We start from the raw sequence: 20863 nt of genomic DNA, 5'->3' as shown, positions 1-20863 counted from the left end.
CTAAGCGGGAAGCGAGCCCTGAGATGAGTCATCCCTGACCCCTTGAGGGTCCTAAAGGGCCGTTGGAGACCACAACGTTGATAGGTGGGGTGTGTAAGCGCAGTGATGTGTTGAGCTAACCCATACTAATTACCCGTGAGGCTTAACCATACAACACCCAAGAAGTGTTCTAAGGCTTGTAGCAAATAGAACGAACTACTCAAATTCAGTGGTAATGACAAAGCAAACTAGCCAAGTCGTTATTCACGTCAGCTTTCTAGATTAAGAATTTGCCTGGCGGCCATAGCGCCGTGGAACCACCTGATCCCATGCCGAACTCAGAAGTGAAACGCGGTAGCGCCGATGGTAGTGTGGCATTCGCCATGCGAGAGTAGGACACTGCCAGGCACCCAATTAAACGGTGATGTGAAAGCACATGACCGGCTGCGAGGATGACACCTCAGTAAGCGGCAACCAATTTAGCTAAGAAGCTAACCGAATGCGGAGCGGTAGTTCAGTCGGTTAGAATACCGGCCTGTCACGCCGGGGGTCGCGGGTTCGAGTCCCGTCCGCTCCGCCACTACTTAAGAAGCCCAGTCGAAAGACTGGGCTTTTTTTCATTTCTGCACTCTCTCATCCCCACAGACTTTCCTCGCCTTTTCTCGTCCATTTCATCGAACAGCACAGACCTTTCAAGGTCACAGCATTTAGTCGAACACGCAAAGCTAGGGGGAGTGGGTATCGGGCCTGGTACGCTAGGGGTGGCTGGACTCCGATGCCATTCCAGGGGCCAGAGATGCAGCCTTTATGCTTCTGGGGGAGAGGATCAGCCCGAATCAGGGACAGTGGCAGAGGGCTGCCGTTGGCGCTGATATGGTGAGTTCTGGCTATAGAGTGGAGTCTGCAGGGCGCTGGAGTGAAAGGTTGCTTCTCGGATATCCCGCAAAAGAAAAGGGGACGGCTGCTGCCGTCCCCTCAAGTCATCTCGTCCAGTCCCTGAACTGCCATGCTCCCTGCAATCCCTGACTCTATCCTTTCCTTTGGAAATTCCCCTTCCCATTCCGTTGGGGTGTCCTGTGGCCATCCTAGCCTGGCAATCCTTCCTGATTGCTTCACCCTCTCCGTCCTGGAGGTGTCCATTACCGCATCCCGCGGTGTTCCTTGCGTCTTCCTGACAGACAACCATCCGGATTATCTCGCTTCATCCTGAAGCCGTTCCTGTCGCCTCCGGCGAGGTTCCTTTCATCCTGAAGAGCGGTCATCCTGCCACTCTGCCTCGTCCCGAGGTGTCCGACACCGCATCCTGCGGCTGTCCTTTCATCCTTGTGATAACCATCCTGGTTATCGGCCTCGTCCTGAGGTGTCCTGCCACATCCTGCGGCTTGTCCTATTTATGCGCTGCTTCTGCATCCTGCCGAACCCGCGCCGTCCTTGTGAGACCCATATTAAGGCAACGGCAGGGGGGAACAAGACGTACAACCCCATTCTGGAGGGCAGGTGGGAGTGTCATTTTTAACCATTGAAATTTAATTTCCATATATATCAATGTATTGAATGATTTCTGAGGAAAGCGTTACAGGCCAGGGATGGCTTCACGTACGGTTCGACACTGAGGGGTCTTACAGGGGGGATGGCGGATCTCTCACACGGGGGAAACGGCAGGAAAACGATGGTACAAACGGTTCAAACAGGGGTGTAATCGTTCAAAATTTATTGAATGAATATGCTGGTTAATCATACAAAAGCCGGGATAAATCCCGGCTTTTGATGGCTAATGGCGAGTTTTGATCAGCTGACTCGAGTGCCAGGCGTCGGATATGCCTTGCGGAGTGACTCGGGGGCCAACACTTCCAGGTTGCCGCTCATGTTGTTCAGCCAGGAGCGGAACTCAGGGGTGTCCTGCACCTCGGTCTCCACCACCACGCTGCGCTTGTCGTAGCGAGTCATGCGCGGGTTGTGGCCCGGGATCTGGCCATCGATCAGGGTCGGGCAGTTGGCATCGATGCGGCCGACGAAGCGGATGGGGCCGCTGACGTCCTGGTAGCCCTGGTCGCGGATCAGCTTCTGGATGTTGAACTCCTTGGGCTGGGTCGCGCTGAAGTTGGTCAGCTCCACGTTCTTGATGTGATCGAACGGGATGCCGTAGACCTTGGGGTCCAGCTCGGACAGGGTACAGAGTAGCACGGGGCCGTCGGCCTGATTCAGGATGCCGAGCGGGTTGATGCGGTCATAGCAGAGCCACACGGTGCGCTCCTTGATGACACGCTGGATCTCGGCGCTGAACTTGCGGCCACGCCACAGTGCATCGCGGATCAGGGTGCTGCGACGGATCTCCGGATTGCCGGCGAAGGGGCGCGGGGACTGGTGCACGCTCTCGAGCCAGCGCTCCGCCAGTTCGCTCTGGCTGTCGCGGATCACCTGGCCGGCCTTGTCGACCAAGGGGTTCAATTCGGTCAGCACGCTTGCCGGCAGCAGTTGGCTCGCCTGGTCGCTCCAGGTTTTCAGAGCCACCGCCAGGGAGAGCGGCATGATGTTGGCAAAGTCGTTCAGACCGTGGCGCTCGAAGCACCAGCCATGGGGTTTGCTGCGTTCATCGGAGGTGAGGTCGAACAGTCCCATGCCGGACATTTCTTCCAGGTCCCGTTGCACGGTACGCAGACTGACGTGTATGCCTTCCTCTTCCAGTTTTACCTGAAGTTGGCTGGCGGTCAGCTTGTAAGGGCGGTGCGGGATGCAACGCGCCAAGGTCAGTTGTCGTAACAGCTTCTTACTCATGGTGCATGCCTTCACTGGTTTAGCGTTGAGTTTATCCTAGCCAGCAGTTGCGACAGTCTATGTCGCAAGTTTTGCTGCGACAACTGTCGCCATTTTCATACATGCGTGGCTAACTCACTGATAGTGATAATAAAATACGCCACAATGAGTGCTGTATGAAGCCTTTTTTGGCTGAGAAAAATGACAGTGGCGACAAGGGATTATCCGTGAACGGGATCAAAGATGAGGGATGGAGGCGGGGAGAACGGAGAGGGAGCCGAGTCAGGTTGGGAGAGGGGGGCAGAGGGTGAGAGCCGCGCCCTCACCCTATCATTCCAGGATTCAGACCAGCCAGGGCCAGGGAGACTTGGTCATGGCGGCACCGACTATGTAGCCAAATACCGCCAGGGCGGCGATGCCGGCCACCAGCTTCTGGCCGCGGGCGGGGCGCTTGAGCGCCATGACGCCGAGGCCGATGTAGAGCACCAGGGCGACCAGCTTGGCCATCAGCCAGGGTTGCTGGCCCGGGCTCACCTGCAGGGTCACCGCCAGCAGCACGCCAAACACCAGCAGCAGGGTGTCGTTGAGGTGAGGCAGGATCCTGAGCCACTTCTGCTGCAAGCGGGCGCTGCCGCCGAGGGCCAGCAGCCAGCGGTAGAGGAACAGCAGCACGCTGACCAGCGCCAGCGTCATGTGCAGGTGTTTGAGCAGGGGGTAATAGGCAATCATATTGCTTCCTTGTCGTTGTCGTGCAGACCGCTGTTCCAGTTGTGGGCGTGGGTACGCTCCTGCCCTTCCTGATCGTCTTGCAGCAGATCGGAGAGGATCTCCCGGTATTGCAGGCTCTTGTTGATATAGGTGTGTTCGTCGTCCAGGTAGTTGACCTGCTCGCGCAGCAGCCGGTTGTCGTACTGCTTGAACATCTGGCCGGCGCGCCAGGCCTGGTTGGCCCTGAAACCGAGCTGGGTCAGGGCCTCGACCCCGAGATCCACCGCCGAACCCAGGGTCTCACGGTGCACGCTGTCGACGCCGAGGCGTAGGATCTCGTGGGCCGTGGGTCTGTCCTGGGCACGCGCCAGTATCTTAAGGTGCGGGAAGTGTTTCTTCACCATCTCGATCACCGTGAGGGAGGTGGCGGGATCATTGATGGAGAGCACCAGCAGCTTGGCCTTGTGGGCACCGGCGGCGTGCAGCAGATCGAGCCGGCTGGCATCCCCATAGAACACCTGATAACCGTACTTTCTCAGCATCTCTATCTGGCTGGCGTCCTGCTCCAGGATGGTGGTGCCAATGCCGTGGCCGTGCAGCAGACGACCCACTATCTGACCGAAGCGTCCGAAGCCGGCGATGATGACGGGGTGCTCCACCAGTTCGGGTTGCTCGTGCTTGGGCAGATCCTCCCGGTTGCGGTAATCGAACCAGGGCTGGATCACCCGATCGTTCAGGATCAGCAGCAACGGGGTCAGCGCCATGGAGAGGGCCACCACCAGGGTCAGCAGGGAGATGGTCGTGCCCGGCAGCACCTTGTTCTGGGCGGCGAACGAGAACAGCACGAAGGCGAACTCCCCCCCCTGGGCCAGCGCCAGGGCGAAGGTCCAGCGCTGGCTGGGGGAGACCCGGATGATGAATCCGAGCGCCATCAGCACCAGCCACTTCAAGACCATCAGGCCGATCACCAGGGTCGGGATCAGCAGGGGATGCTGGGCGAACAGGCTGAAGTCGATGCCGGCACCCACCGACATGAAGAACAGACCGAGCAGCAGCCCCTTGAACGGCTCTATGTCCGCTTCCAGCTCGTGGCGATACTCGCTGTCCGCCAGCACCACGCCGGCCAGGAAGGAGCCGAGGGCGGGGGAGAGGCCCACCGACTCCATCAGCACGGCGATGGCGATCACCAGCAGCAGGGCTGCGGCGACGAAGATCTCCCGCATGTGGGACTGGGCGATGGCACGAAACACCGGCCGCATCAGGTAATGACCGCCCAGCACTATGCCGGCGATGGCGGCCACCACCAGCAGGCCGTGTTGCCAGCCCGCGAGATCCGGGTTGCCGTTGCTGACCACGGGCGCTATGGCGAGCAGGGGCAGCACCGCCAGTATGGGGATCACGGCGATGTCCTGGAACAGCAGCACGGCGAAGGCGGAGCGGCCGCTCTCGCTCTGCATCAGTTTGCGCTCCTGCAGGCTCTGCAGAACTATGGCGGTGGAGGAGAGCGCCAGGATGAGGCCGATGGCGAGCCCCTGCTGCCAGGGCAGACCGATCAGGGTGGCGACCCCGGTCAGGGCGGCCGTGGTGAGCAGCACCTGCAGGCCGCCGGTGCCGAGGATGGGACCCTTGAGTTGCCACAGGAGCGCGGGGCGCAGTTCCAGACCGACCAGAAACAGCATCAGCACCACCCCGAACTCGGCGAAGTGCATCACGTCTTTCTGTTCCCCCACCAGACCGAGCAGGAAGGGGCCTATGATGATGCCGGCCAGCAGGTAGCCGAGCACGGAACCCAGCCCCCAGCGTTTGGCCAGCGGCACGGCGATCACCGCCGCCGACAGATAGATGAGGGCGTCAAACAGCAATCCATGTCCCATCAGCTGGCCCTCCGTTCGGACGGGTTCACCCGAGCCGGCTGGGTGAGCCGGGAGAAGATCCGGGTTCGTGTCATGAGAGCACCTCCAGCAGATCCCGCAGATAAGGGCTCGCACCCAGTTGGGTCGGGGTCAGCCGTTCATCGCGCAGGGCTTCGATCAGCTGACGATAGTCCTGACCGCAGCGGTGCAGTGCCTGGGGATCCTGCAACTTGTGGAAGGAGTGCAGCACGAAGGGGGGCAGCCAATCCATGCCGCACAGCTGGGCGGTCTGCCGGAAGGGCAGCAGGAAGTCGAGCAGGGGACGCTGGTTGTAACCCGCGCTGCAATAAGACTCGGGGGCGCCCCCCGTGGTGATGGCGGAGAGCCACTGCTTGCCGGCCAGCGCCTGGGACTCGGGGCCGTAGGCGTAACCGTACTCTAGCACCAGATCCATCCACTCCTTCATGATGGCGGGGCAGGAGTACCAGTAGAAGGGGTGCTGGAAGACGATGAGATCGTGCGCCGCCAGCAGCGCCTGCTCGCGCTTCACGTCGATATACATGTCCGGGTACTGCTGATAGAGGTCGTGCAGGGTGACCCCCTCCAGGCCGTCGATGGCCTGCAGCAGTTGCCGGTTGGCCCGGGAACTCTGCAGCGCCGGGTGCGAGAAGATAACCAGAATGCGTTTCATGGGGTCATAACCTGAGCGGAATTCGCGCCTGCGAAAAAGATGCATCGAGTGGCGACGTTATCAAGAAGCGCCCCGAGTCGCCAGTGGCGGGCGAGGGGCCCTGGTGGTACGCGTCTCTTTTGGCGCCACGCTGTCAGGGGCAGTGTGCCACGGCATCCGGCCTATCTCACCCTCTTTTGATCTCCCTCAGGTGGCAGGCTTGACCCTCCCCCAGGGCCAGGGGTTACCATAGGCCTCCTTTGATTACTGAGTCATGTCATGGTTTTGACCCGCCGCCAACTCGCTCACGCCCGTCGCTGGCTCCCCCTGTGGAGTCTGCTGCTGGTGTTGATGTCGTTTGGCAGCCGGGCGGCGACCGATCTCTGTACCCTGACGACCCACTGCAGCCAGAGCGAGCGTACCCTGGAGAAGGCCATGCCCTGCGGCAGCTTCACCTCGGCCCTCGCCATGACGGTGCTGACGGGTGACAGCCTGACGGTGGCCAGGCTGGAACCTGACTCCCCGGACTTCCTCTCCCCCTCCCTCTATATGCCGGATGCCCCCAGGGCGCGGCTGGAGCGTCCCCCTCGCACCCTGGATTGAGTCGATACTTTCCCCATCGTTGGGCATTTCTTCTTATCCGAGGTGAGTTATGTACAAGTCCCTGTTACTGGCCCTGCTGGCCGGTACCGTCAGTTTCTCTGCCCTGGCAGCGGAGCAGATGACAGTCTACAAATCCAAGTACTGCGGCTGCTGCAAGACCTGGGTCAAGCACATGGAAGACAACGGCTTTGAGGTCAAGGTCGTGGAAACCGAGCAGCTCGACCCCATCAAGCAGCAATATGGCATTACCCCGCAGCTGGCTTCATGCCACACCGGGGTGGTGGATGGCTATGTGATCGAGGGGCATGTGCCCGCCGCCGACGTGCAGAAGATGCTCAAGGAGAAACCGGCGATCCGTGGCCTGACCATTCCGGGCATGCCCCAGAGTGCGCCGGGTATGGACATCCCGGGTCAGCCCTACCAGGTGCTGAGCATAGATCAGGAGGGCGCGACCAAGGTCTGGTCGAGCTATCCCGGCTGACGAACACTGGTCATGAGCCGACACCACTCCATCATGTGAGGCACACCTGAGCGAACCCGTGTCGCTCATGGCCAGAGAAGGGGTCACCATCGCGAGATGGTGGCCCTTTTTCGTTGTTTTGGGGGGAATGAGGGGGGATCGCTTGCAACCCGGGGCGACAAGGGGCAGATTGAACGCCAAATTATTCCCACAGGATAAGGGCCTCCGCCTTCACGGTGCCCTGGCCAGCCAACGGGCCTCATGCCGTGGCGTCTGGCCAGCGTTTCCCCCATCCTGTCAGTGCGCAAAGGATGCGAGATGTTCAACGTTTCCCGAGGGTTGCTGCTGCTGGCTTGTCTGGCCGCCGCACCTTCCACCCATGCCAATGAAGAGTCCGCCATGCCGACAAGCGATACCGTCATCCAGCCTGCCATTCTCCCGCCCGTGGCCGCCAAGCACCCCCATTCACTGAAGAAGCACGGTGAGGTTCGGGTCGACAACTACTACTGGCTGCGGGACGACGACCGTCAGAAGCCCGAGGTGTTGGATTACCTCAAGGCCGAGAACGCCTATACGGAGGCGGTGCTCAAGCCGACCCAGCCCCTGCGGGAGCAGCTCTACAAGGAGATGGTGGCCCGCATCCCCCAGCAGGACGAGTCCGTGCCCTACGTGAAGAACGGCTACCGCTACCAGACCCGCTACGAGCCTGGCAAGGAGTACGGCATCTACTCCCGCACCCCTGTGGGAACGCAAGGGCAAGCTGAACCCAAACCCAGCCTGCTGCTGGACAGCAACCAGCGGGCCGAGGGGCACGAGTTCTACGCCCTGGGGGCGCTCGAGGTGAGCCGCAACAACCGCTGGCTGGCGGTGGCGGAAGACTTCCTCTCCCGTCGTCAGTACCAGGTGCAATTCCTGGATCTGGAGAGCGGCCAGTGGGCGGCGGACAAGCTGGAGAACACCTCCGGCAACCTGGTGTGGGCCAACGACAGCAAGACGGTGTTCTATGTGCGCAAGCACCCCCAGACCCTGCTGCCCTACCAGGTCTATCGCCACGAGCTCGGCACGGATCCCGCCAAGGATCAGCTGGTCTACGAGGAGAAGGATGACAGCTTCTACGTCAGCCTCTACGCCACCACCTCGGAAGACTTCATTGTCATCGCGCTCTCCAGCACCACCACAGGGGAGGCGCGCCTCATCGATGCCAACACCCCGAGCCAGAAACCGCGCCTCTTCCTGCCGCGCCAGGTGGATCATGAATACAGCCTGGATCACTACCGCGGCCGCTTCTATGTGCGCTCCAACAAGGACGGCAAGAACTTCGGCCTGTACGAGACCAAGGAGAGCCCGGTGGATCGCTGGAAGGCGGTGATCGCTCCGAACCCGGACGTGCTGCTGGAGAGCTATGCCCTGTTCAAGGATTGGCTGGTGCTGGAGGAGCGCAGCCAGGGGCTGACCCGGCTGCGCCAGGTGAACTGGCAGAGCGGCGAGCAGAAGGAGATCGCCTTCGACGATCCCGCCTATGTCACCTGGCTTGGCTACAACCCCGAGCCGGACACCAGTGCCCTGCGCTACGGCTACTCCTCCATGACCACGCCGTCCTCCACCTATGAGCTGAACCTCGACAGCGGCAAGCGCACCCTGCTCAAGCAGCAGGCGGTGGCGGGCTTCAAGGCTGAGAAATATGCCAGCGAGCGGCTCTGGATCGACGCCCGCGACGGAGTCAAGGTGCCTGTCTCCCTGGTCTATCGCAAGGATCTGTTCAAGAAGGATGGCCACAATCCCCTGCTGGTCTACGGCTATGGCTCCTACGGCGCCAGCATGGATCCGGACTTCAGCACAGCCCGGCTGAGCCTGCTGGACCGCGGCTTCGTCTACGCCATCGCCCACATCCGGGGTGGCGAGGAGCTGGGCCGCGGCTGGTATGAGGACGGCAAGCTGCTCAAGAAGCAGAACAGCTTCCACGACTTCATCGACGTGACCCAGTCCCTGGTGAGCCAGGGTTACGGCGCCAGGGATCAGGTCTATGCCATGGGGGGCAGCGCAGGCGGCCTGCTGATGGGGGCCGTTATCAACCAGGCGCCTGAGCTCTATCGCGGCGTGGTGGCCCAGGTGCCCTTCGTGGACGTGGTGACCACCATGCTGGACGAGTCCATCCCCCTCACCACCGGCGAGTACGACGAGTGGGGCAACCCGAACCAGAAGCGCTACTACGACTACATGCTGGCCTACAGCCCCTACGATCAGGTCAAGGCCCAGGCCTACCCGAACCTGCTGGTCACCACGGGTCTGCACGACTCCCAGGTGCAGTACTGGGAGCCGGCCAAGTGGGTGGCCAAGCTGCGGGAGCTGAAGACGGACGACAACCTGCTGCTGCTGAGCACCGACATGGACGCCGGTCACGGCGGCAAGTCAGGTCGCTTCAAGGCCTATGAGGACATCGCCCTGGAGTTCGCGTTTATCCTGGATCTGGCCAAGCCGAAGGCATAAACCGCTGGGGGATCACCTCGGCTGACAACAGGCCCGGCTACCCAAGGTCGATGGGGAGCCGGGCCTTCTGCTATCTGCGGGGCCATGATCCCGTCTCCCTCGGTCTCTGCGGGCCTCATCGGGACGGCCCCATGATACGAAGATGTTAACTGGATGGCGGCGGGTCGACGGGATCGTCCCCTGTCAGGACTGCATCAGCTTCTGCTGTCAGTGGGAACTCTGCCTGCCATTTATTTCGTATTTTCCATTCAAGGCAGCACAACACGCTAGTGCGTTATCCCTTACCCAGCAAGGGTTACAAAGGAATCTAACCCTCTCCATTCCCGGCTCCTGCCGCTAGCACAACAAATTAATCCAGGATCGAAAAATTGATGATCCGCTTCAAATTTCTCGCTATTTTAATCCGCCACTTTGCTGTTTTGTTTGATTAATGTTGGCGCCCTGTGCTTAATCGAGTGGTTGCAACTTTTGATCCGGCCCTCTTCTGGTCGAATCACCCTCGGTCGGCATGACGCCGATTATCTCACCACAGGACGATGGTGGCTTTGGGAAGGGCATCCATTTTCGCCCGACCCCTTCCTCGCATGAGGTCATATAGACAGGCCCAGTCTTGATGCGGGCCTGACTCATATTCACCCGGGAATCGGGTGAGATAAATCGATGAAAAGGAAGAAAAACATGAAAGGATTATCCTTGGCGTGCGCCTTGTCCGCTGCCCTGGTCGGGGCCTCGTTCGGTGGACAGGTACAAGCCGCCGAGCGGTTCGTGACCATAGGCACCGGCGGTCAGACCGGCGTCTACTATGTGGCGGGTCAGTCCATCTGCCGCTTCCTCAATCGCGGCGCCGCCGATCATCAGATCAAGTGCAACGCACCGGCCAGTGGCGGCGGCGTGGCCAACGTCAATGGCATCCGCAGTGGTGAGTTCAACTTCGGCATCATGCAGTCCGACCACCAGTACAAGGCGATGAAGGGGCTGGCTCCCTTCCAGGCTGAAGGTGCCATGGAGGACATCCGTGCCGTCTTCTCCCTGCAGAGCGAAGTCTTCACCATACTGGCCCGCCAGGATGCCAAGATAGCCGGCTTCGACGATCTCAAGGGCAAGCGCGTCAACATCGGCAACCCGGGCTCCGGCCAGCGGGACACCTTCGAAGAGATCATGGCGGTGAAGGGTTGGGACAAGTCTGCCTTCAGCCTGGTCTCCGAGCTGAAACCGGCGGAGCAGGCTTCCGCCCTGGGTGACAACAACATCGATGCCATGAGCTACTTCGTGGGTCACCCGAACGGCGCCATCCAGGAAGCCTCCACCACCACGGCCACCGTGCTGGTGCCGGTGACCGGCCCCGAGATCGACAAGCTGCTGGCGGAGAAGAGCTACTACACCAAGGCAGAGATCCCCGGTGGCATCTACAAGGGCAGCCCGAACCCGACCCCGTCCATCGGCGGCAAGGCGGTGCTCTCCACCAGCGCCAAGGCGGATCCGGAAGTGGTCTATCAGCTGGTGAAGTCGGTATTCGACAACCTGGATCGCTTCAAGCGCCTGCACCCGGCCTTCGCCGATCTGAAGGAAGCCGACATGATCAAGGTGGGCCTCTCCGCTCCCCTGCATGAGGGCGCCGCGCGCTACTACAAGGAGCGTGGCTGGCTGTAACGGCCCGGTGTCTCATCCCCAGACTCGCCCCGCCCGGGGCGAGTCTTGCTTATAAGCGGTAGCAACAGAGTCACACTATGCAACAAGCACAACAACAAGAGGCGCTCTCGGCCGAGGAGCTGATCGCCCAGGACGTGGGAGCACGGCTGCCGATCGGTGCCATGGGCGCCACCATCGCCAGTCTCGCCCTGCTCTGGTCCCTGTTCCAGCTGTGGATCGCCTCCCCCTTGCCCTTTACCCTGGGCTTTGGCGTGTTCAACGACACCGAGACCCGTTCCATCCACCTGGCCTTCGCCATCCTGCTCGCCTATCTGGTCTTCCCGGCCCTGCGTACCTCGCCGCGGGACAGGGTGCCCCTCGCCGACATCGCCCTCGGCCTGGTGGGGGCCGCCGCCGCCGGCTACCTCTTCATCATGTATGCCGAGCTGGCCCAGCGCCCCGGCAACCTGACCACCATGGACTTCGCGGTCGCCTGCATCGGCGTACCGTTGCTGCTGGAGGCCGCCCGCCGTGCCCTGGGGCCGGCCCTCGCGGTCATCGCCATCGTCTTCCTGGCTTACAGCCTGGCCGGCCCCTGGATGCCCTCCCTGCTGGCCCACCGCGGGGTCAGCCTGCACGCGCTGTCGAACCACCAGTGGATCACAACCGAGGGGGTGTTCGGCATCGCCCTCGGGGTCTCCACCAGCTTCGTGTTCCTGTTCGTGCTGTTCGGTGCCCTGCTGGAGCGGGCCGGCGCCGGCCACTACTTCATCCAGCTCGCCTTCAGCCTGCTCGGTCACCTGCGCGGCGGCCCGGCCAAGGCGGCGGTGGTTGCATCGGCCCTGACCGGGGTCATCTCCGGCTCCTCCATCGCCAACGTGGTCACCACGGGCACCTTCACCATCCCCATGATGAAGCGGGTCGGTTTCTCCAAGGAGAAGGCGGGGGCGGTGGAAGTGGCCTCCTCGGTCAACGGCCAGATCATGCCCCCCGTGATGGGAGCGGCGGCCTTCCTGATGGTGGAGTATGTGGGCATCCCCTATGTGGAGATCATCAAGCACGCCTTCCTGCCGGCGGCCATCTCCTACATCGCCCTGCTCTACATCGTCCATCTGGAGGCGCTCAAGCTCGGCATGGAGCCCATCGGAAATCGTCAGCCCAAGCCCTGGCTGCGTCGCCTGACCGGTTTCGCCTTCGGCGCCGCCCTCATCAGCGGCCTCTCCATGGCTGTCTACTATGGCCTCGGCTGGCTCAAGCCCGCCCTGGGTGACTATGCCCTGCCGGGGATCGCCGTGCTGCTGGTCGCCGCCTATCTGGGGCTCTTGAAGATAGCCGCCAACAACGACCCCCTGCCCGCCGAGGATCCGGACAAGCCGCTGGACGAGCTGCCGAACACCCGCGCCGTGCTGCTCTCCGGCCTGCACTTCCTGCTGCCCGTGGTGGTGTTGGTGTGGTGCCTGATGGTGGAGCGTCTCTCCCCCGGTCTGTCCGCCTTCTGGGGCACCGTCATGCTGGTGGTGATCCTGCTGACCCAGCGGCCGCTGCTGAACTGGCTGCGCACCGACGGCAAGCACCACTACGGCTCCTTCGTCGACGGAGCCGTGGATCTGCGGGAGGGGCTGATCGCCGGCGCCCGCAACATGATCGGCATCGGCATCGCCACCGCCACCGCCGGCATCATAGTCGGGGCGGTTTCCCAGACCGGGGTCGGCCTGGTGCTGGCGGATCTGGTGGAGTTCCTCTCCATGGGCAACCTGCTGCTGATGCTGCTGCTCACCGCCGTGCTGAGCCTGATCCTCGGCATGGGGCTGCCGACCACCGCCAACTACATAGTGGTCTCCAGCCTGCTGGCGCCCGTCATCGTCACCCTGGGGCAGCAGAACGGCCTCATAGTGCCGCTCATCGCGGTGCACCTGTTCGTGTTCTACTTCGGCATCATGGCGGACGTGACCCCGCCGGTGGGGCTGGCCTCGTTCGCCGCCGCCGCCGTCTCCAAGGGGGATCCCATCAAGACCGGGATCACGGCGTTTTACTACAGCCTGCGCACCGCGGCGCTGCCCTTCCTGTTCATCTTCAACACCGATTTGCTGCTCATCAACGTGGACTTCGCCCACGGGGTGCTGATCTTCGCGGTGGCCACCGCCGCCATGCTGATCTTCGCCGCAGCCACCCAGGGCTTCTTCCTGGTGAAGAGCCGCTGGTACGAGAGCGTCCTGCTGCTGCTGGTGGCCTTCACCCTGTTCCGCCCGGGCTTCTGGATGGACATGGTGCACGATCCCTATCGTGACACGGATCCCGCCGCCCTGACCCAGACCCTGGGCCAGGTGGATGCCGAGAGCACCCTGCGTCTGCGGATGGAAGGGGAGGACGCGGTCGGCAAGCTGCGCCAGTTCACCGTGTTGCTGCCGGTGCCGGATGGCACGAGTGGGGAGGCGCGCCTCGAGCATCTGGGGCTCGCCCTCTACGAGCAGGATGGCAAGGTGCTGCTGGACAACGTGGGCTTCGGCTCGCCGGCTGCCGAGCTGGGGCTGGAGATCGATCAGCGGATCCTCTCCGTCCAGGCACCCACCGAGCGCTGGAACAAGGAGCTGATGTGGCTGCCCGGCTTCCTGTTGTTCGGCCTGGTGGTCTGGCTGCAACGCAGGCGTCGCCTGGCTTGCTAATAGAAACGGCGCCCTCGGGCGCCGTTTTCAATATGGGTAGGAATCGTTCCGCTTACTGTTTCTGCGGCTTCACTGGGCCAGCCGGTCCACAGGTCTGCTCGAAGCGGATCCCCACAGATGACACATCATGATGTCACCTGGGGATCTTAGTTGGAGTGGGTCTGTTGCTGCTTTTGCAGCAGATCCAGGGTCTGCTGCTCCTGCGGGCTCAGCCCCAGTTGCTCACAGGCCTGTTCGAAGCTGATCCCCAGATGGCACATCATGATGTCGATGGCGGGCAGATAGTTGGTCATTGCGTCTTCCATGGTGATCCTCCTGAGCTGACTCTTATGCCCGAGCCGGGGGGAGGGGGCAATTAGACTTTAGGCGTAGGGTTCCATCTGTCGCGCCCCCTGCCACTGCCCTCGGGAATTTGTTAATCTGGCAGTCATTAAAGAGGCTGCCGCTTCAGGGCGAGCAGCCGGTGAGGAGCAGGGCATGTTATTGAGTTTCTTGATCATCGCATCCGGCTGGTGGCATATCCGCGCGGCCTACGGTTCGGACGCCCGCCAGTTCTATATCAGCAAGCCGCTGACCATGGTGTTCATCATCGCCCTCGCGTTCGGTTATCAGAGCGACGATCACAATGGATCCAACGCCTGGATCCTGCTCGGCCTCTGCCTCTCCCTCGCCGGTGACGTGCTGCTGATGCTGCCGCGGGACCGTTTCATCCAGGGATTGGCGGCATTTCTTGTCGCGCACATCTGCTACATAGTGGGCTTTGCCCAGGGACCCCTGGTGCTCAAGCTGGTGGACGGCCTGCTGCTGCTGGCGGTGGCCGGCATGGTGTTCGGCATGTTGTGGAGCAGGCTCGGGGAGATGAAGATCCCCGTGTTCTGCTACATGCTGGTGATCATCGCCATGGCCTGGGTGGCGGCTGGTGCCTGGCACGCTTCCCTCACCGCCGGCAGCGCCGCCGCCCTGGTGGGGGCCCTGATGTTCCTCTTCTCCGACAGCATGCTGGCCCTTGACCGCTTCCGCCGCCCCTTCCCCCATGCCAAAGCCTGGATCATGAGCAGCTACTACGCCGCCCAGTTCCTGATCGCCGCCTCCCTGGCGGGCTGACTTCTCGGCCAGCGAATCGACCATAGAAAACGGGCCAATGGGCCCGTTTTTCGTTGCGCTGTCACGCCTCCAGCGGTTCGGCATCGGCCGCCTTGGGGGGCGGCTGCTTGAGCAGTAGCATCAGGGCGCTGGCGATGAGCAGGAAGATCCCCATCACGTAGAACACCTGGTTGTAGGCCATGATGGCCGCCTCCCGGTTGATGGTGTTCGCCAGCATGGCCTGGGCCTGCAACTGTGCCTGCTCCGGGCCTGCACCCTGCGCCATCATGTTCTGGGCCAGCTGCAGCAGGTAGCTCTGCCCCTCTATGCTGCTGGCGGCCAGGGTGCTGCCGATCTGGCTGGCATGGATGCGGGTGTCGTTGTCCAGCATGGTGGCGATGATAGCGATGCCGATGGCGCCGCCGAGGTTGCGCAGCACGTTGAGCAGGGTAGAGGAGGAGGGCACCTCGTCCGGGGTCAGGCTGGCAGTGGCGACCAGGGAGAGGGGGACCATCACGAAGGGCTGGCCCAGGGCCCGCACTATGAGCGACTGGATCAGCTGGGGGCCGGCGTAGTCGGCGCTCATGTGCATGTTCATAAAGCAGCTGATGGCGAACACCAGGAAGCCGAAGCTCACCAGGTAGCGCGGGTCTATCCTGGTCACCAGCCTGGGCACCAGGGGCAGCACCAGCAGTTGGGGCAGCCCCATCCACATCAGCACCTCCCCGATCTCCAGGGCGTTGTAGTTGTGGATCTGGGTCATGTAGAGCGGCAGCACATAGATGGACCCCATCAGCGCCATGCCGAGCACTAGGTAGGCGAAACAGGCGAGCGCGAAGCGCGGGCTGTGCAGCAGCCTCAGGTTGACCAGGGGGTGGCGGCGCAGCAGCTGGCTGATGACGAAGAAGATGAGCGCTACCACAGAGATGACGCTGAGGCGCACGATGAAGCTGGAACCGAACCAGTCCTCTCTGTTGCCCTCCTCCAGCACCACCTCCAGCAGGCCGAGGCCCACCGCCATGGTGAGGATCCCGATGAGATCCACCCGTTTGATCACCTCCCAGTCCACCCCCTTCTTGTCGAGGCCGTGGGCCAGCATGGCCATCACCAGCAGGCCGGGGGGCACGTTCAGGTAGAAGATGTAGTGCCAGGAGAGCTGCTCCGTCAGCCAGCCCCCCAGGGTCGGCCCTATGGTGGGGGCGAAGGTGGCACAGAGGCCGAACAGCGCCATGCCGGTGGCCCGCTTGTGCAGCGGCAGCAGGCTGATGATGAGGGAGAAGGCCATGGGGATGAGGGCGCCGCCGGTGAACCCCTGCAGGGCCCGGAAGACGATCATGCTGGTGAGGTTCCAGCTGAACGAGCAGAGCACGGAGGCGATGATGAAGGCCCCCGTGGTCCACAGCAGATAGCGGCGCGCCCCCAGGCCGCGGCTGAGCCAGCCGCTCAGGGGGATGGCGATCATCTCCGCCACCAGGTAGGAGGTGGAGATCCAGGAGCTCTCGCTCAGGGTGGCCGACAGGGCCCCCTGAATGTCCTTCAGGGAGGCGTTGGTGATCTGGATGTCGAGTATGGCCATGAAGGCACCGATGAGGCCCCCCATGACCGCTATCCAGTTGCGGCGCGGGATGGCGTCCATCAGTGGGCCGCGACCATGGGCTCGGGATCACGGGTATCCACGATCACCTCGGTGGAGAGGCCGGGCCTCAGCTTGCCGGCCAGCGCGCCCGGCTCCGGGATGCGGATCTTGACCGGCACCCGCTGCACTATCTTGGTGAAGTTGCCGGTGGCGTTCTCCGGCGGCAGCAGGGCGAACTTGGCGCCGGTGGCGGGGGCCAGGCTGTCGATGATGCCTTCCACCGGCTGATCCGGATAGGCATCCAGGATCACCTCCACCTTCTGACCCGGTTGCATGTGCTGCAGCTGGGTCTCCTTGAAGTTCGCCTCGACCCAGACCTGCTGCAGGGGCACCAGGCTGGCCACCTGCATGCCGGACTGCACGTAGAGCCCTTCCCGCAGGCTGCGCTTGCCGATGATGCCATCGGCGGGGGCCCGCAATTCCGTGTAGCCGAGTTCCAGCCTGGCCTGCTCGAGTTGAGCCTCGCTCAGGGCCAGCCTGGCCCGGTTCTGTTTGGCCTCCGCATCCAGCACCAGCAGCCGCTCACGGGCGGCCTGCAGGGCGGCGCTGGCCTCCTGCAGCAGGGCCTGATTGACCTGCAGCCCGGCCTGCACCTCGTCCAGGCTGTCCTGGGAGCTGTAGTGACGCTGATTGAGCTGGCTGACGCGGCGAACCTGTTGCTGGGCCCGCACCTGCTCGGCATTGGCGGAGGCCACCTTGGCCTCGGCCTGGCGGATCTGGCTCAACTGCTGGATGCGGGTAGCGGCCAGGTTCTCGGCGGTGGCCTGGTTGAGGCGCAAGTCAGCCTCGGCCTCCAGCACCTTGGTCTTGTACTCCCGATCGTCCAGCCTGGCGATGAGTTGCCCCGCCTTCACCTCCTGGTTGTCGGTCACCAGCACCTCGCCGATGTAGCCGGGCAGCTTGGAGCCGATGCCGGTCACCTCGCTCTGCAGATAGGCGTTGTCCGTGCTCTCGAAATAGCGGCCATGGAGATACCAGTAGGCGGCAAACAGCATGCCGAGCACGGCCAGTACCAGGGCAGCCAGCAGGGGGATCTTTTTGTGTTGACTCATGATATTGGTTTTTCCTGAACTGTGGAGTGCAGGCTAACATCGGCCCACTGTTTCGATTAGTATCCATCTATGAGATATACAGTTTCACTGGTGAGACAATGGATCTGAATGCAGCCTTGATCCTGGTGCGCATCGTCGACAAGGGCTCCTTCACCGCGGCGGCCCAGGATCTGGGGATGACCAAGGCGACGGTCAGCCGTCGCATCGCCGAGCTGGAGCAGCGGCTCGGGGTTCGTTTGCTTTACCGCTCCACCCGTCAGCTCAGGTTGACCGAGGCGGGGGAGCAGTACTACCTGCGCTGCAGCAAGGCGGTGGAGGAGCTGGCTCAGGCGGAGTTGATGCTGAGCGCCAGCCAGCAGGAGGTGACAGGGACCCTCAAGCTGGCTGTCCCCATCGAGACGGGGCAACTGGTGGTCGGCCGGCTGGTGGCGCGTTTCCTGCAAGCCTATCCGGGGCTGAGGGTGGATCTGGAGCTGACCAATCGCTATGTGGATCCCATCAGCGAGGGGCTGGATGCCATAGTGCGGATCGGCGACATGAATGACTCTAACCTGGCGGCTCGCCGGCTGTGGAGCACGGAGCGGCTGCTCTGTGCCAGCCCCGAATACCTGGCGCGCAGCCAGGGTGTGGAACGGCCGGAGGACCTGGTCCGCCACGAAAGGATAGCGGTGAGCACGGGGTTTCTCGCCTCTCACTGGTGCTTTGAACTGGATGGTCGAGAAGTGCTGGTGGATCCTCCCGCCAGATTCACCGTCAATAACATTACCTGTGCCCGCGAGGCGGCCAAGGCCGGGTTGGGGCTGGCCTCCCTGCCCGCCATGCTGTGCCATGATGAGCTGGCGAGCGGCGCCCTGGTGGCCCTGTTGTCCGACTGGCGCCAGCCCAAGGTTCCGATCTATCTTCTGTTCCCGGAGCGGCGGCTGATGCCGCGCAAGTTACGGGTTTTCATCGATTTTCTGGTAGCGAACGGGCCGGACTACGGCATCGACAACCTGTTGTGAATGCCGGTGGCGACGCCACGCCGAGGCGGTATCGACAAGCAGTCTTGAGGAGACGCTATGGAACAGTGGATCAACTTGTATCGGGCCTCTCATTCCCTTGAGGCCCACGCCCTGAAGGGGGCGCTGGAGGTCGAGGGGGTGCGGGTGCGGCTCAGCGGAGAGGGGTTGTCGGGAGCCCTGGGGGAGCTGCCGGTGGATCTGCTGCAGGTAACCCTGATGGTGTGCGAGGCGGATCGCAGCCGTGCCGGCAGGATCATCGAGCGCTACCAGCAGCGCCAGGGCAACGGCTGGCTCTGTGGCCAGTGCGGAGAGGAGAACGGCCCCAACTTCGACATCTGCTGGCACTGTCACCACGATCCCCACGACCACTGATCCCCCTCACCCCGCGACTCTCTTTGGTGGTGGAGGGGAGCGGGAGCCCGGACTTCCGCTCCCGTCGGCGCCAAAAGGCGATATCCTCACCGGCATTGGCGTCGTGACCCGGGCACGCCAGAGCCAGCTCTTCTCGTCCTATTTCAACGCAGGGTGAAGTCGATATCTTCGCCCGCGTTGGCGTCGTGATAGGTCGCCAGATCCAGCTCCCCCTCGCTGCGGGCGATCAGCACGGACACCAGAATATCCCCGGAGACGTTGACCGTGGTGCGAGCCATGTCCAGCAGGCGGTCGATGCCGGCGATCAGCGCAACCCCCTCCAGGGGCAGGCCCACCGCCGTGAGCGTCAGGGTGAGCAGCATCAGCCCCGTGCCCGGGGTGCCTGCGGTGCCGATGCTGGCCAGGGTGGCGATGCTGATGATGGTCAGGTAATCCACCAGATGCAGATCCACCCCGAAGGCCTGGGCCACGAACAGGGCGGTCACCCCCTGATAGAGGGCGGTGCCGTCCATGTTGATGGTGGCGCCTATGGGCAGCACCTTGGCGGTGATGGCGGGGGAGACTCCGAGCCTGCGCTCGGCACAGGCCAGGCTGATGGGCAGGGTGGTGCTGCTGGAGCTGCTGGTGAAGGCCACCGCCTGGGCATCCAGAATGCTCTTGAAGTAGTGCAGGGGATTGAGGCGGGCCAGCAGGATCAGCAGGCTGCTGTAGACCCCGAGCACGTGCAGCAGGCAGCCGAGGTAGACGGCGCCGATCACCTTGAGCAGGGGCAGCAGCAGGTCCAGCCCGTACTTGCCGGTCATCCAGGCCATCAGGGCGCAGACGCCGTAAGGGGCCAGCGCCATCACCATCTGGGTCAGCTTGAACATGCCCTCCGCCAATGAGCCGAAGAAGCGGATGGCGGGGCGGCCGCGGCGGCCGCTGGCATTGAGGGCCAGGGCCAGGGCCACCGCGAACACGATCACCTGCAGGATCTTGCCGTCCACCATGGCCTGAATGGGATTGCGGGGCACCAGATGGCTCAGCACGCTGGCCAGGGTGGGCTGAGCCATGGCCCCGCTGCGCTCGTAGGGCCCCATGTTGGCGCCCATACCGGGCTCCAGCAGCCAGCCCATCATCAGGCCGATGCAGATGGCGATGGCGGTGGAGAACAGATAGAGGGCGATGGCCTTGCCGCTGATCCTGTCCAGGGCCTTGCCCCCGAGCAGGGCGGTCAGGCCGGCGATGACGGAGCAGAAGATGAGGGGCACCATCAGCATCTGTATGGTGTTGACGAACAGCACGCCGATGGGCTTGAGCAGCAGCGCCTGCTCGCTGAAGCAGAGTCCGAGCGCTATGCCGCCGAGCATGCCGAGCAGGGTCTTCAACCAGAGCGGGCGGCGGGTCCAGATCCGCCAGGGCTTGAAGGCCCATCCATGGAACAGCATGACGCCAATGTCCTTATTTTCTGACTGCGATGGCAAAAAGGGGCGCTAGTGTAGCCATCCCGCCATCAGGTTGCCACATTATCGACAAAGCGGCGGCCACGACCAGCCCGGCGGGGTGAAAAACGGCAATTTATTGGTCTATGTCAAGATCGGGGAGTCGGCTTGGGGTTCTAATTGGCATCTGACATGATAATTAACGAGGTTTCAGATGTCCCAATCGATACATGGTCACGAGGTGATGGAGATGATGCTGGCGCAGGGGGGGCAGTTCAGCCGTGCCAGCCTCAAGCAGGCGATCGACGAGCACTTCGGCGCCGACGCCCACTTTCACACCTGCAGCGCCAGCGAGATGGATGCCGAGGCTCTGATCGATTTCCTGGCAAAGCGCGGCAAGTTCATCGAATCCGGTGAGGGTTTCCAGACCCACGCCGACAAGATCTGCAATCACGGCTGAGGCCGGCGGCGAGCCGCTCTGGGTGGCTCGCG

Annotated in this window: 17 protein-coding genes, 1 tRNA gene and 2 rRNA genes; 12 read left to right on the top strand and 8 right to left on the bottom strand. The window is 62.7% G+C overall.

Going from position 1 to position 20863, the window contains the following annotated elements:
* From ACRCYW_RS20140 to ACRCYW_RS20130, 3 genes are all read left to right on the top strand, one after another.
* Window positions 1-150, top strand: a 23S ribosomal RNA gene (locus ACRCYW_RS20140); the annotation flags it as partial.
* Window positions 151-272: 122 nt separating this feature from the next.
* Window positions 273-387, top strand: a 5S ribosomal RNA gene (rrf, locus tag ACRCYW_RS20135).
* 95 nt (window positions 388-482) lie between these two features.
* Window positions 483-559 (top strand) — tRNA-Asp (locus tag ACRCYW_RS20130).
* A 1208-nt stretch (window positions 560-1767) separates the two neighbouring features.
* Here the strand turns inward: ACRCYW_RS20130 and ACRCYW_RS20125 are convergent.
* The 4 genes from ACRCYW_RS20125 to ACRCYW_RS20110 form a co-directional block, all read right to left on the bottom strand.
* Window positions 1768-2754: a helix-turn-helix transcriptional regulator gene (locus ACRCYW_RS20125; RefSeq protein WP_438551766.1), complete on the bottom strand. Its 987-nt coding sequence runs from the start codon at window positions 2752-2754 to the stop codon at window positions 1768-1770.
* A 321-nt stretch (window positions 2755-3075) separates the two neighbouring features.
* The gene (locus ACRCYW_RS20120; RefSeq protein ID WP_438551765.1) at window positions 3076-3462 is read right to left on the bottom strand and encodes a SirB2 family protein; all 387 of its coding nucleotides are present in this window, start codon (window positions 3460-3462) and stop codon (window positions 3076-3078) included.
* Window positions 3459-5315 carry a monovalent cation:proton antiporter-2 (CPA2) family protein gene (locus ACRCYW_RS20115; protein ID WP_438551764.1) on the bottom strand — a complete coding sequence of 619 codons (1857 nt, stop codon included), beginning with the start codon at window positions 5313-5315 and terminating at the stop codon, window positions 3459-3461. The genes ACRCYW_RS20120 and ACRCYW_RS20115 overlap by 4 nt, the downstream gene beginning before the upstream one ends.
* Before the next feature lie 70 nt (window positions 5316-5385).
* Window positions 5386-5985, bottom strand: a complete 600-nt coding sequence (locus tag ACRCYW_RS20110; RefSeq protein WP_438551763.1) for a glutathione-regulated potassium-efflux system oxidoreductase KefF — start codon at window positions 5983-5985, stop codon at window positions 5386-5388.
* A gap of 258 nt (window positions 5986-6243) precedes the next feature.
* Here ACRCYW_RS20110 and ACRCYW_RS20105 point away from each other — a divergent pair, with 258 nt between their 5' ends.
* From ACRCYW_RS20105 to ACRCYW_RS20085, 5 genes are all read left to right on the top strand, one after another.
* Window positions 6244-6567, top strand: coding sequence for a hypothetical protein (locus ACRCYW_RS20105; protein WP_438551762.1), 324 nt, complete (start codon window positions 6244-6246; stop codon window positions 6565-6567).
* A 49-nt stretch (window positions 6568-6616) separates the two neighbouring features.
* Window positions 6617-7048: a DUF411 domain-containing protein gene (locus ACRCYW_RS20100; protein ID WP_438551761.1), complete on the top strand. Its 432-nt coding sequence runs from the start codon at window positions 6617-6619 to the stop codon at window positions 7046-7048.
* A 297-nt stretch (window positions 7049-7345) separates the two neighbouring features.
* A complete protein-coding gene (locus tag ACRCYW_RS20095; RefSeq protein WP_438551760.1) occupies window positions 7346-9514 on the top strand; it encodes a S9 family peptidase in 2169 nt (722 codons plus the stop codon).
* A 678-nt stretch (window positions 9515-10192) separates the two neighbouring features.
* On the top strand, window positions 10193-11164 hold the full coding sequence (locus tag ACRCYW_RS20090) for a TAXI family TRAP transporter solute-binding subunit (RefSeq protein ID WP_438551759.1): 972 nt from the start codon (window positions 10193-10195) through the stop codon (window positions 11162-11164).
* 77 nt (window positions 11165-11241) lie between these two features.
* Window positions 11242-13806, top strand: a complete 2565-nt coding sequence (locus tag ACRCYW_RS20085) for a TRAP transporter permease (RefSeq protein WP_438551758.1) — start codon at window positions 11242-11244, stop codon at window positions 13804-13806.
* A gap of 146 nt (window positions 13807-13952) precedes the next feature.
* Here the strand turns inward: ACRCYW_RS20085 and ACRCYW_RS20080 are convergent, their stop codons facing one another.
* Window positions 13953-14111: a hypothetical protein gene (locus ACRCYW_RS20080; RefSeq protein WP_438551757.1), complete on the bottom strand. Its 159-nt coding sequence runs from the start codon at window positions 14109-14111 to the stop codon at window positions 13953-13955.
* 172 nt (window positions 14112-14283) lie between these two features.
* On the opposite strand from ACRCYW_RS20080, the gene ACRCYW_RS20075 reads away from it, so the two are divergent.
* Window positions 14284-14910 (top strand): lysoplasmalogenase, encoded by a 627-nt coding sequence (locus ACRCYW_RS20075; protein ID WP_438551756.1) that lies wholly within the window; start codon window positions 14284-14286, stop codon window positions 14908-14910.
* 61 nt (window positions 14911-14971) lie between these two features.
* On the opposite strand, the gene ACRCYW_RS20070 is transcribed toward ACRCYW_RS20075, so the two are convergent.
* Window positions 14972-16525 carry a DHA2 family efflux MFS transporter permease subunit gene (locus tag ACRCYW_RS20070; protein WP_438551755.1) on the bottom strand — a complete coding sequence of 518 codons (1554 nt, stop codon included), beginning with the start codon at window positions 16523-16525 and terminating at the stop codon, window positions 14972-14974.
* Window positions 16525-17577 carry an HlyD family secretion protein gene (locus ACRCYW_RS20065; RefSeq protein ID WP_438551754.1) on the bottom strand — a complete coding sequence of 351 codons (1053 nt, stop codon included), beginning with the start codon at window positions 17575-17577 and terminating at the stop codon, window positions 16525-16527. Before ACRCYW_RS20065 ends, ACRCYW_RS20070 begins: the two co-directional genes overlap by 1 nt.
* Window positions 17578-17675: 98 nt before the next feature.
* On the opposite strand from ACRCYW_RS20065, the gene ACRCYW_RS20060 reads away from it, so the two are divergent.
* Window positions 17676-18578: a LysR substrate-binding domain-containing protein gene (locus tag ACRCYW_RS20060; RefSeq protein WP_438551753.1), complete on the top strand. Its 903-nt coding sequence runs from the start codon at window positions 17676-17678 to the stop codon at window positions 18576-18578.
* A 57-nt stretch (window positions 18579-18635) separates the two neighbouring features.
* Window positions 18636-18950, top strand: coding sequence for a putative signal transducing protein (locus ACRCYW_RS20055; RefSeq protein WP_438551752.1), 315 nt, complete (start codon window positions 18636-18638; stop codon window positions 18948-18950).
* 143 nt (window positions 18951-19093) lie between these two features.
* Here the strand turns inward: ACRCYW_RS20055 and ACRCYW_RS20050 are convergent, their stop codons facing one another.
* Complete coding sequence (locus tag ACRCYW_RS20050; protein ID WP_438551751.1) at window positions 19094-20377, bottom strand: dicarboxylate/amino acid:cation symporter; 1284 nt, start codon at window positions 20375-20377, stop codon at window positions 19094-19096.
* A 208-nt stretch (window positions 20378-20585) separates the two neighbouring features.
* On the opposite strand from ACRCYW_RS20050, the gene ACRCYW_RS20045 reads away from it, so the two are divergent.
* A complete protein-coding gene (locus ACRCYW_RS20045; RefSeq protein WP_438551750.1) occupies window positions 20586-20831 on the top strand; it encodes a YecH family metal-binding protein in 246 nt (81 codons plus the stop codon).
* Window positions 20832-20863 lie beyond the last annotated feature (32 nt).

Source organism: Aeromonas sp. (assembly GCF_051657805.1).
In the GTDB taxonomy this organism is placed as follows: domain Bacteria; phylum Pseudomonadota; class Gammaproteobacteria; order Enterobacterales; family Aeromonadaceae; genus Aeromonas.
The sequence above is the reverse complement of the archived record's forward strand: the minus strand, read 5'-3'. Positions and strand labels throughout refer to the sequence as shown.

Coding starts and splice junctions, on each gene's coding strand:
- ACRCYW_RS20070 (WP_438551755.1), bottom strand. CDS start 16,525: ATGGACGCCATCCCGCGCCGCAACTGGATAGCGGTCATGGGGGGCCTC.
- ACRCYW_RS20090 (WP_438551759.1), top strand. CDS start 10,193: ATGAAAGGATTATCCTTGGCGTGCGCCTTGTCCGCTGCCCTGGTCGGG.
- ACRCYW_RS20045 (WP_438551750.1), top strand. CDS start 20,586: ATGTCCCAATCGATACATGGTCACGAGGTGATGGAGATGATGCTGGCG.
- ACRCYW_RS20120 (WP_438551765.1), bottom strand. CDS start 3,462: ATGATTGCCTATTACCCCCTGCTCAAACACCTGCACATGACGCTGGCG.
- ACRCYW_RS20105 (WP_438551762.1), top strand. CDS start 6,244: ATGGTTTTGACCCGCCGCCAACTCGCTCACGCCCGTCGCTGGCTCCCC.
- ACRCYW_RS20100 (WP_438551761.1), top strand. CDS start 6,617: ATGTACAAGTCCCTGTTACTGGCCCTGCTGGCCGGTACCGTCAGTTTC.
- ACRCYW_RS20055 (WP_438551752.1), top strand. CDS start 18,636: ATGGAACAGTGGATCAACTTGTATCGGGCCTCTCATTCCCTTGAGGCC.
- ACRCYW_RS20110 (WP_438551763.1), bottom strand. CDS start 5,985: ATGAAACGCATTCTGGTTATCTTCTCGCACCCGGCGCTGCAGAGTTCC.
- ACRCYW_RS20075 (WP_438551756.1), top strand. CDS start 14,284: ATGTTATTGAGTTTCTTGATCATCGCATCCGGCTGGTGGCATATCCGC.
- ACRCYW_RS20095 (WP_438551760.1), top strand. CDS start 7,346: ATGTTCAACGTTTCCCGAGGGTTGCTGCTGCTGGCTTGTCTGGCCGCC.
- ACRCYW_RS20125 (WP_438551766.1), bottom strand. CDS start 2,754: ATGAGTAAGAAGCTGTTACGACAACTGACCTTGGCGCGTTGCATCCCG.
- ACRCYW_RS20115 (WP_438551764.1), bottom strand. CDS start 5,315: ATGGGACATGGATTGCTGTTTGACGCCCTCATCTATCTGTCGGCGGCG.
- ACRCYW_RS20085 (WP_438551758.1), top strand. CDS start 11,242: ATGCAACAAGCACAACAACAAGAGGCGCTCTCGGCCGAGGAGCTGATC.
- ACRCYW_RS20060 (WP_438551753.1), top strand. CDS start 17,676: ATGGATCTGAATGCAGCCTTGATCCTGGTGCGCATCGTCGACAAGGGC.
- ACRCYW_RS20065 (WP_438551754.1), bottom strand. CDS start 17,577: ATGAGTCAACACAAAAAGATCCCCCTGCTGGCTGCCCTGGTACTGGCC.
- ACRCYW_RS20080 (WP_438551757.1), bottom strand. CDS start 14,111: ATGGAAGACGCAATGACCAACTATCTGCCCGCCATCGACATCATGATG.
- ACRCYW_RS20050 (WP_438551751.1), bottom strand. CDS start 20,377: ATGCTGTTCCATGGATGGGCCTTCAAGCCCTGGCGGATCTGGACCCGC.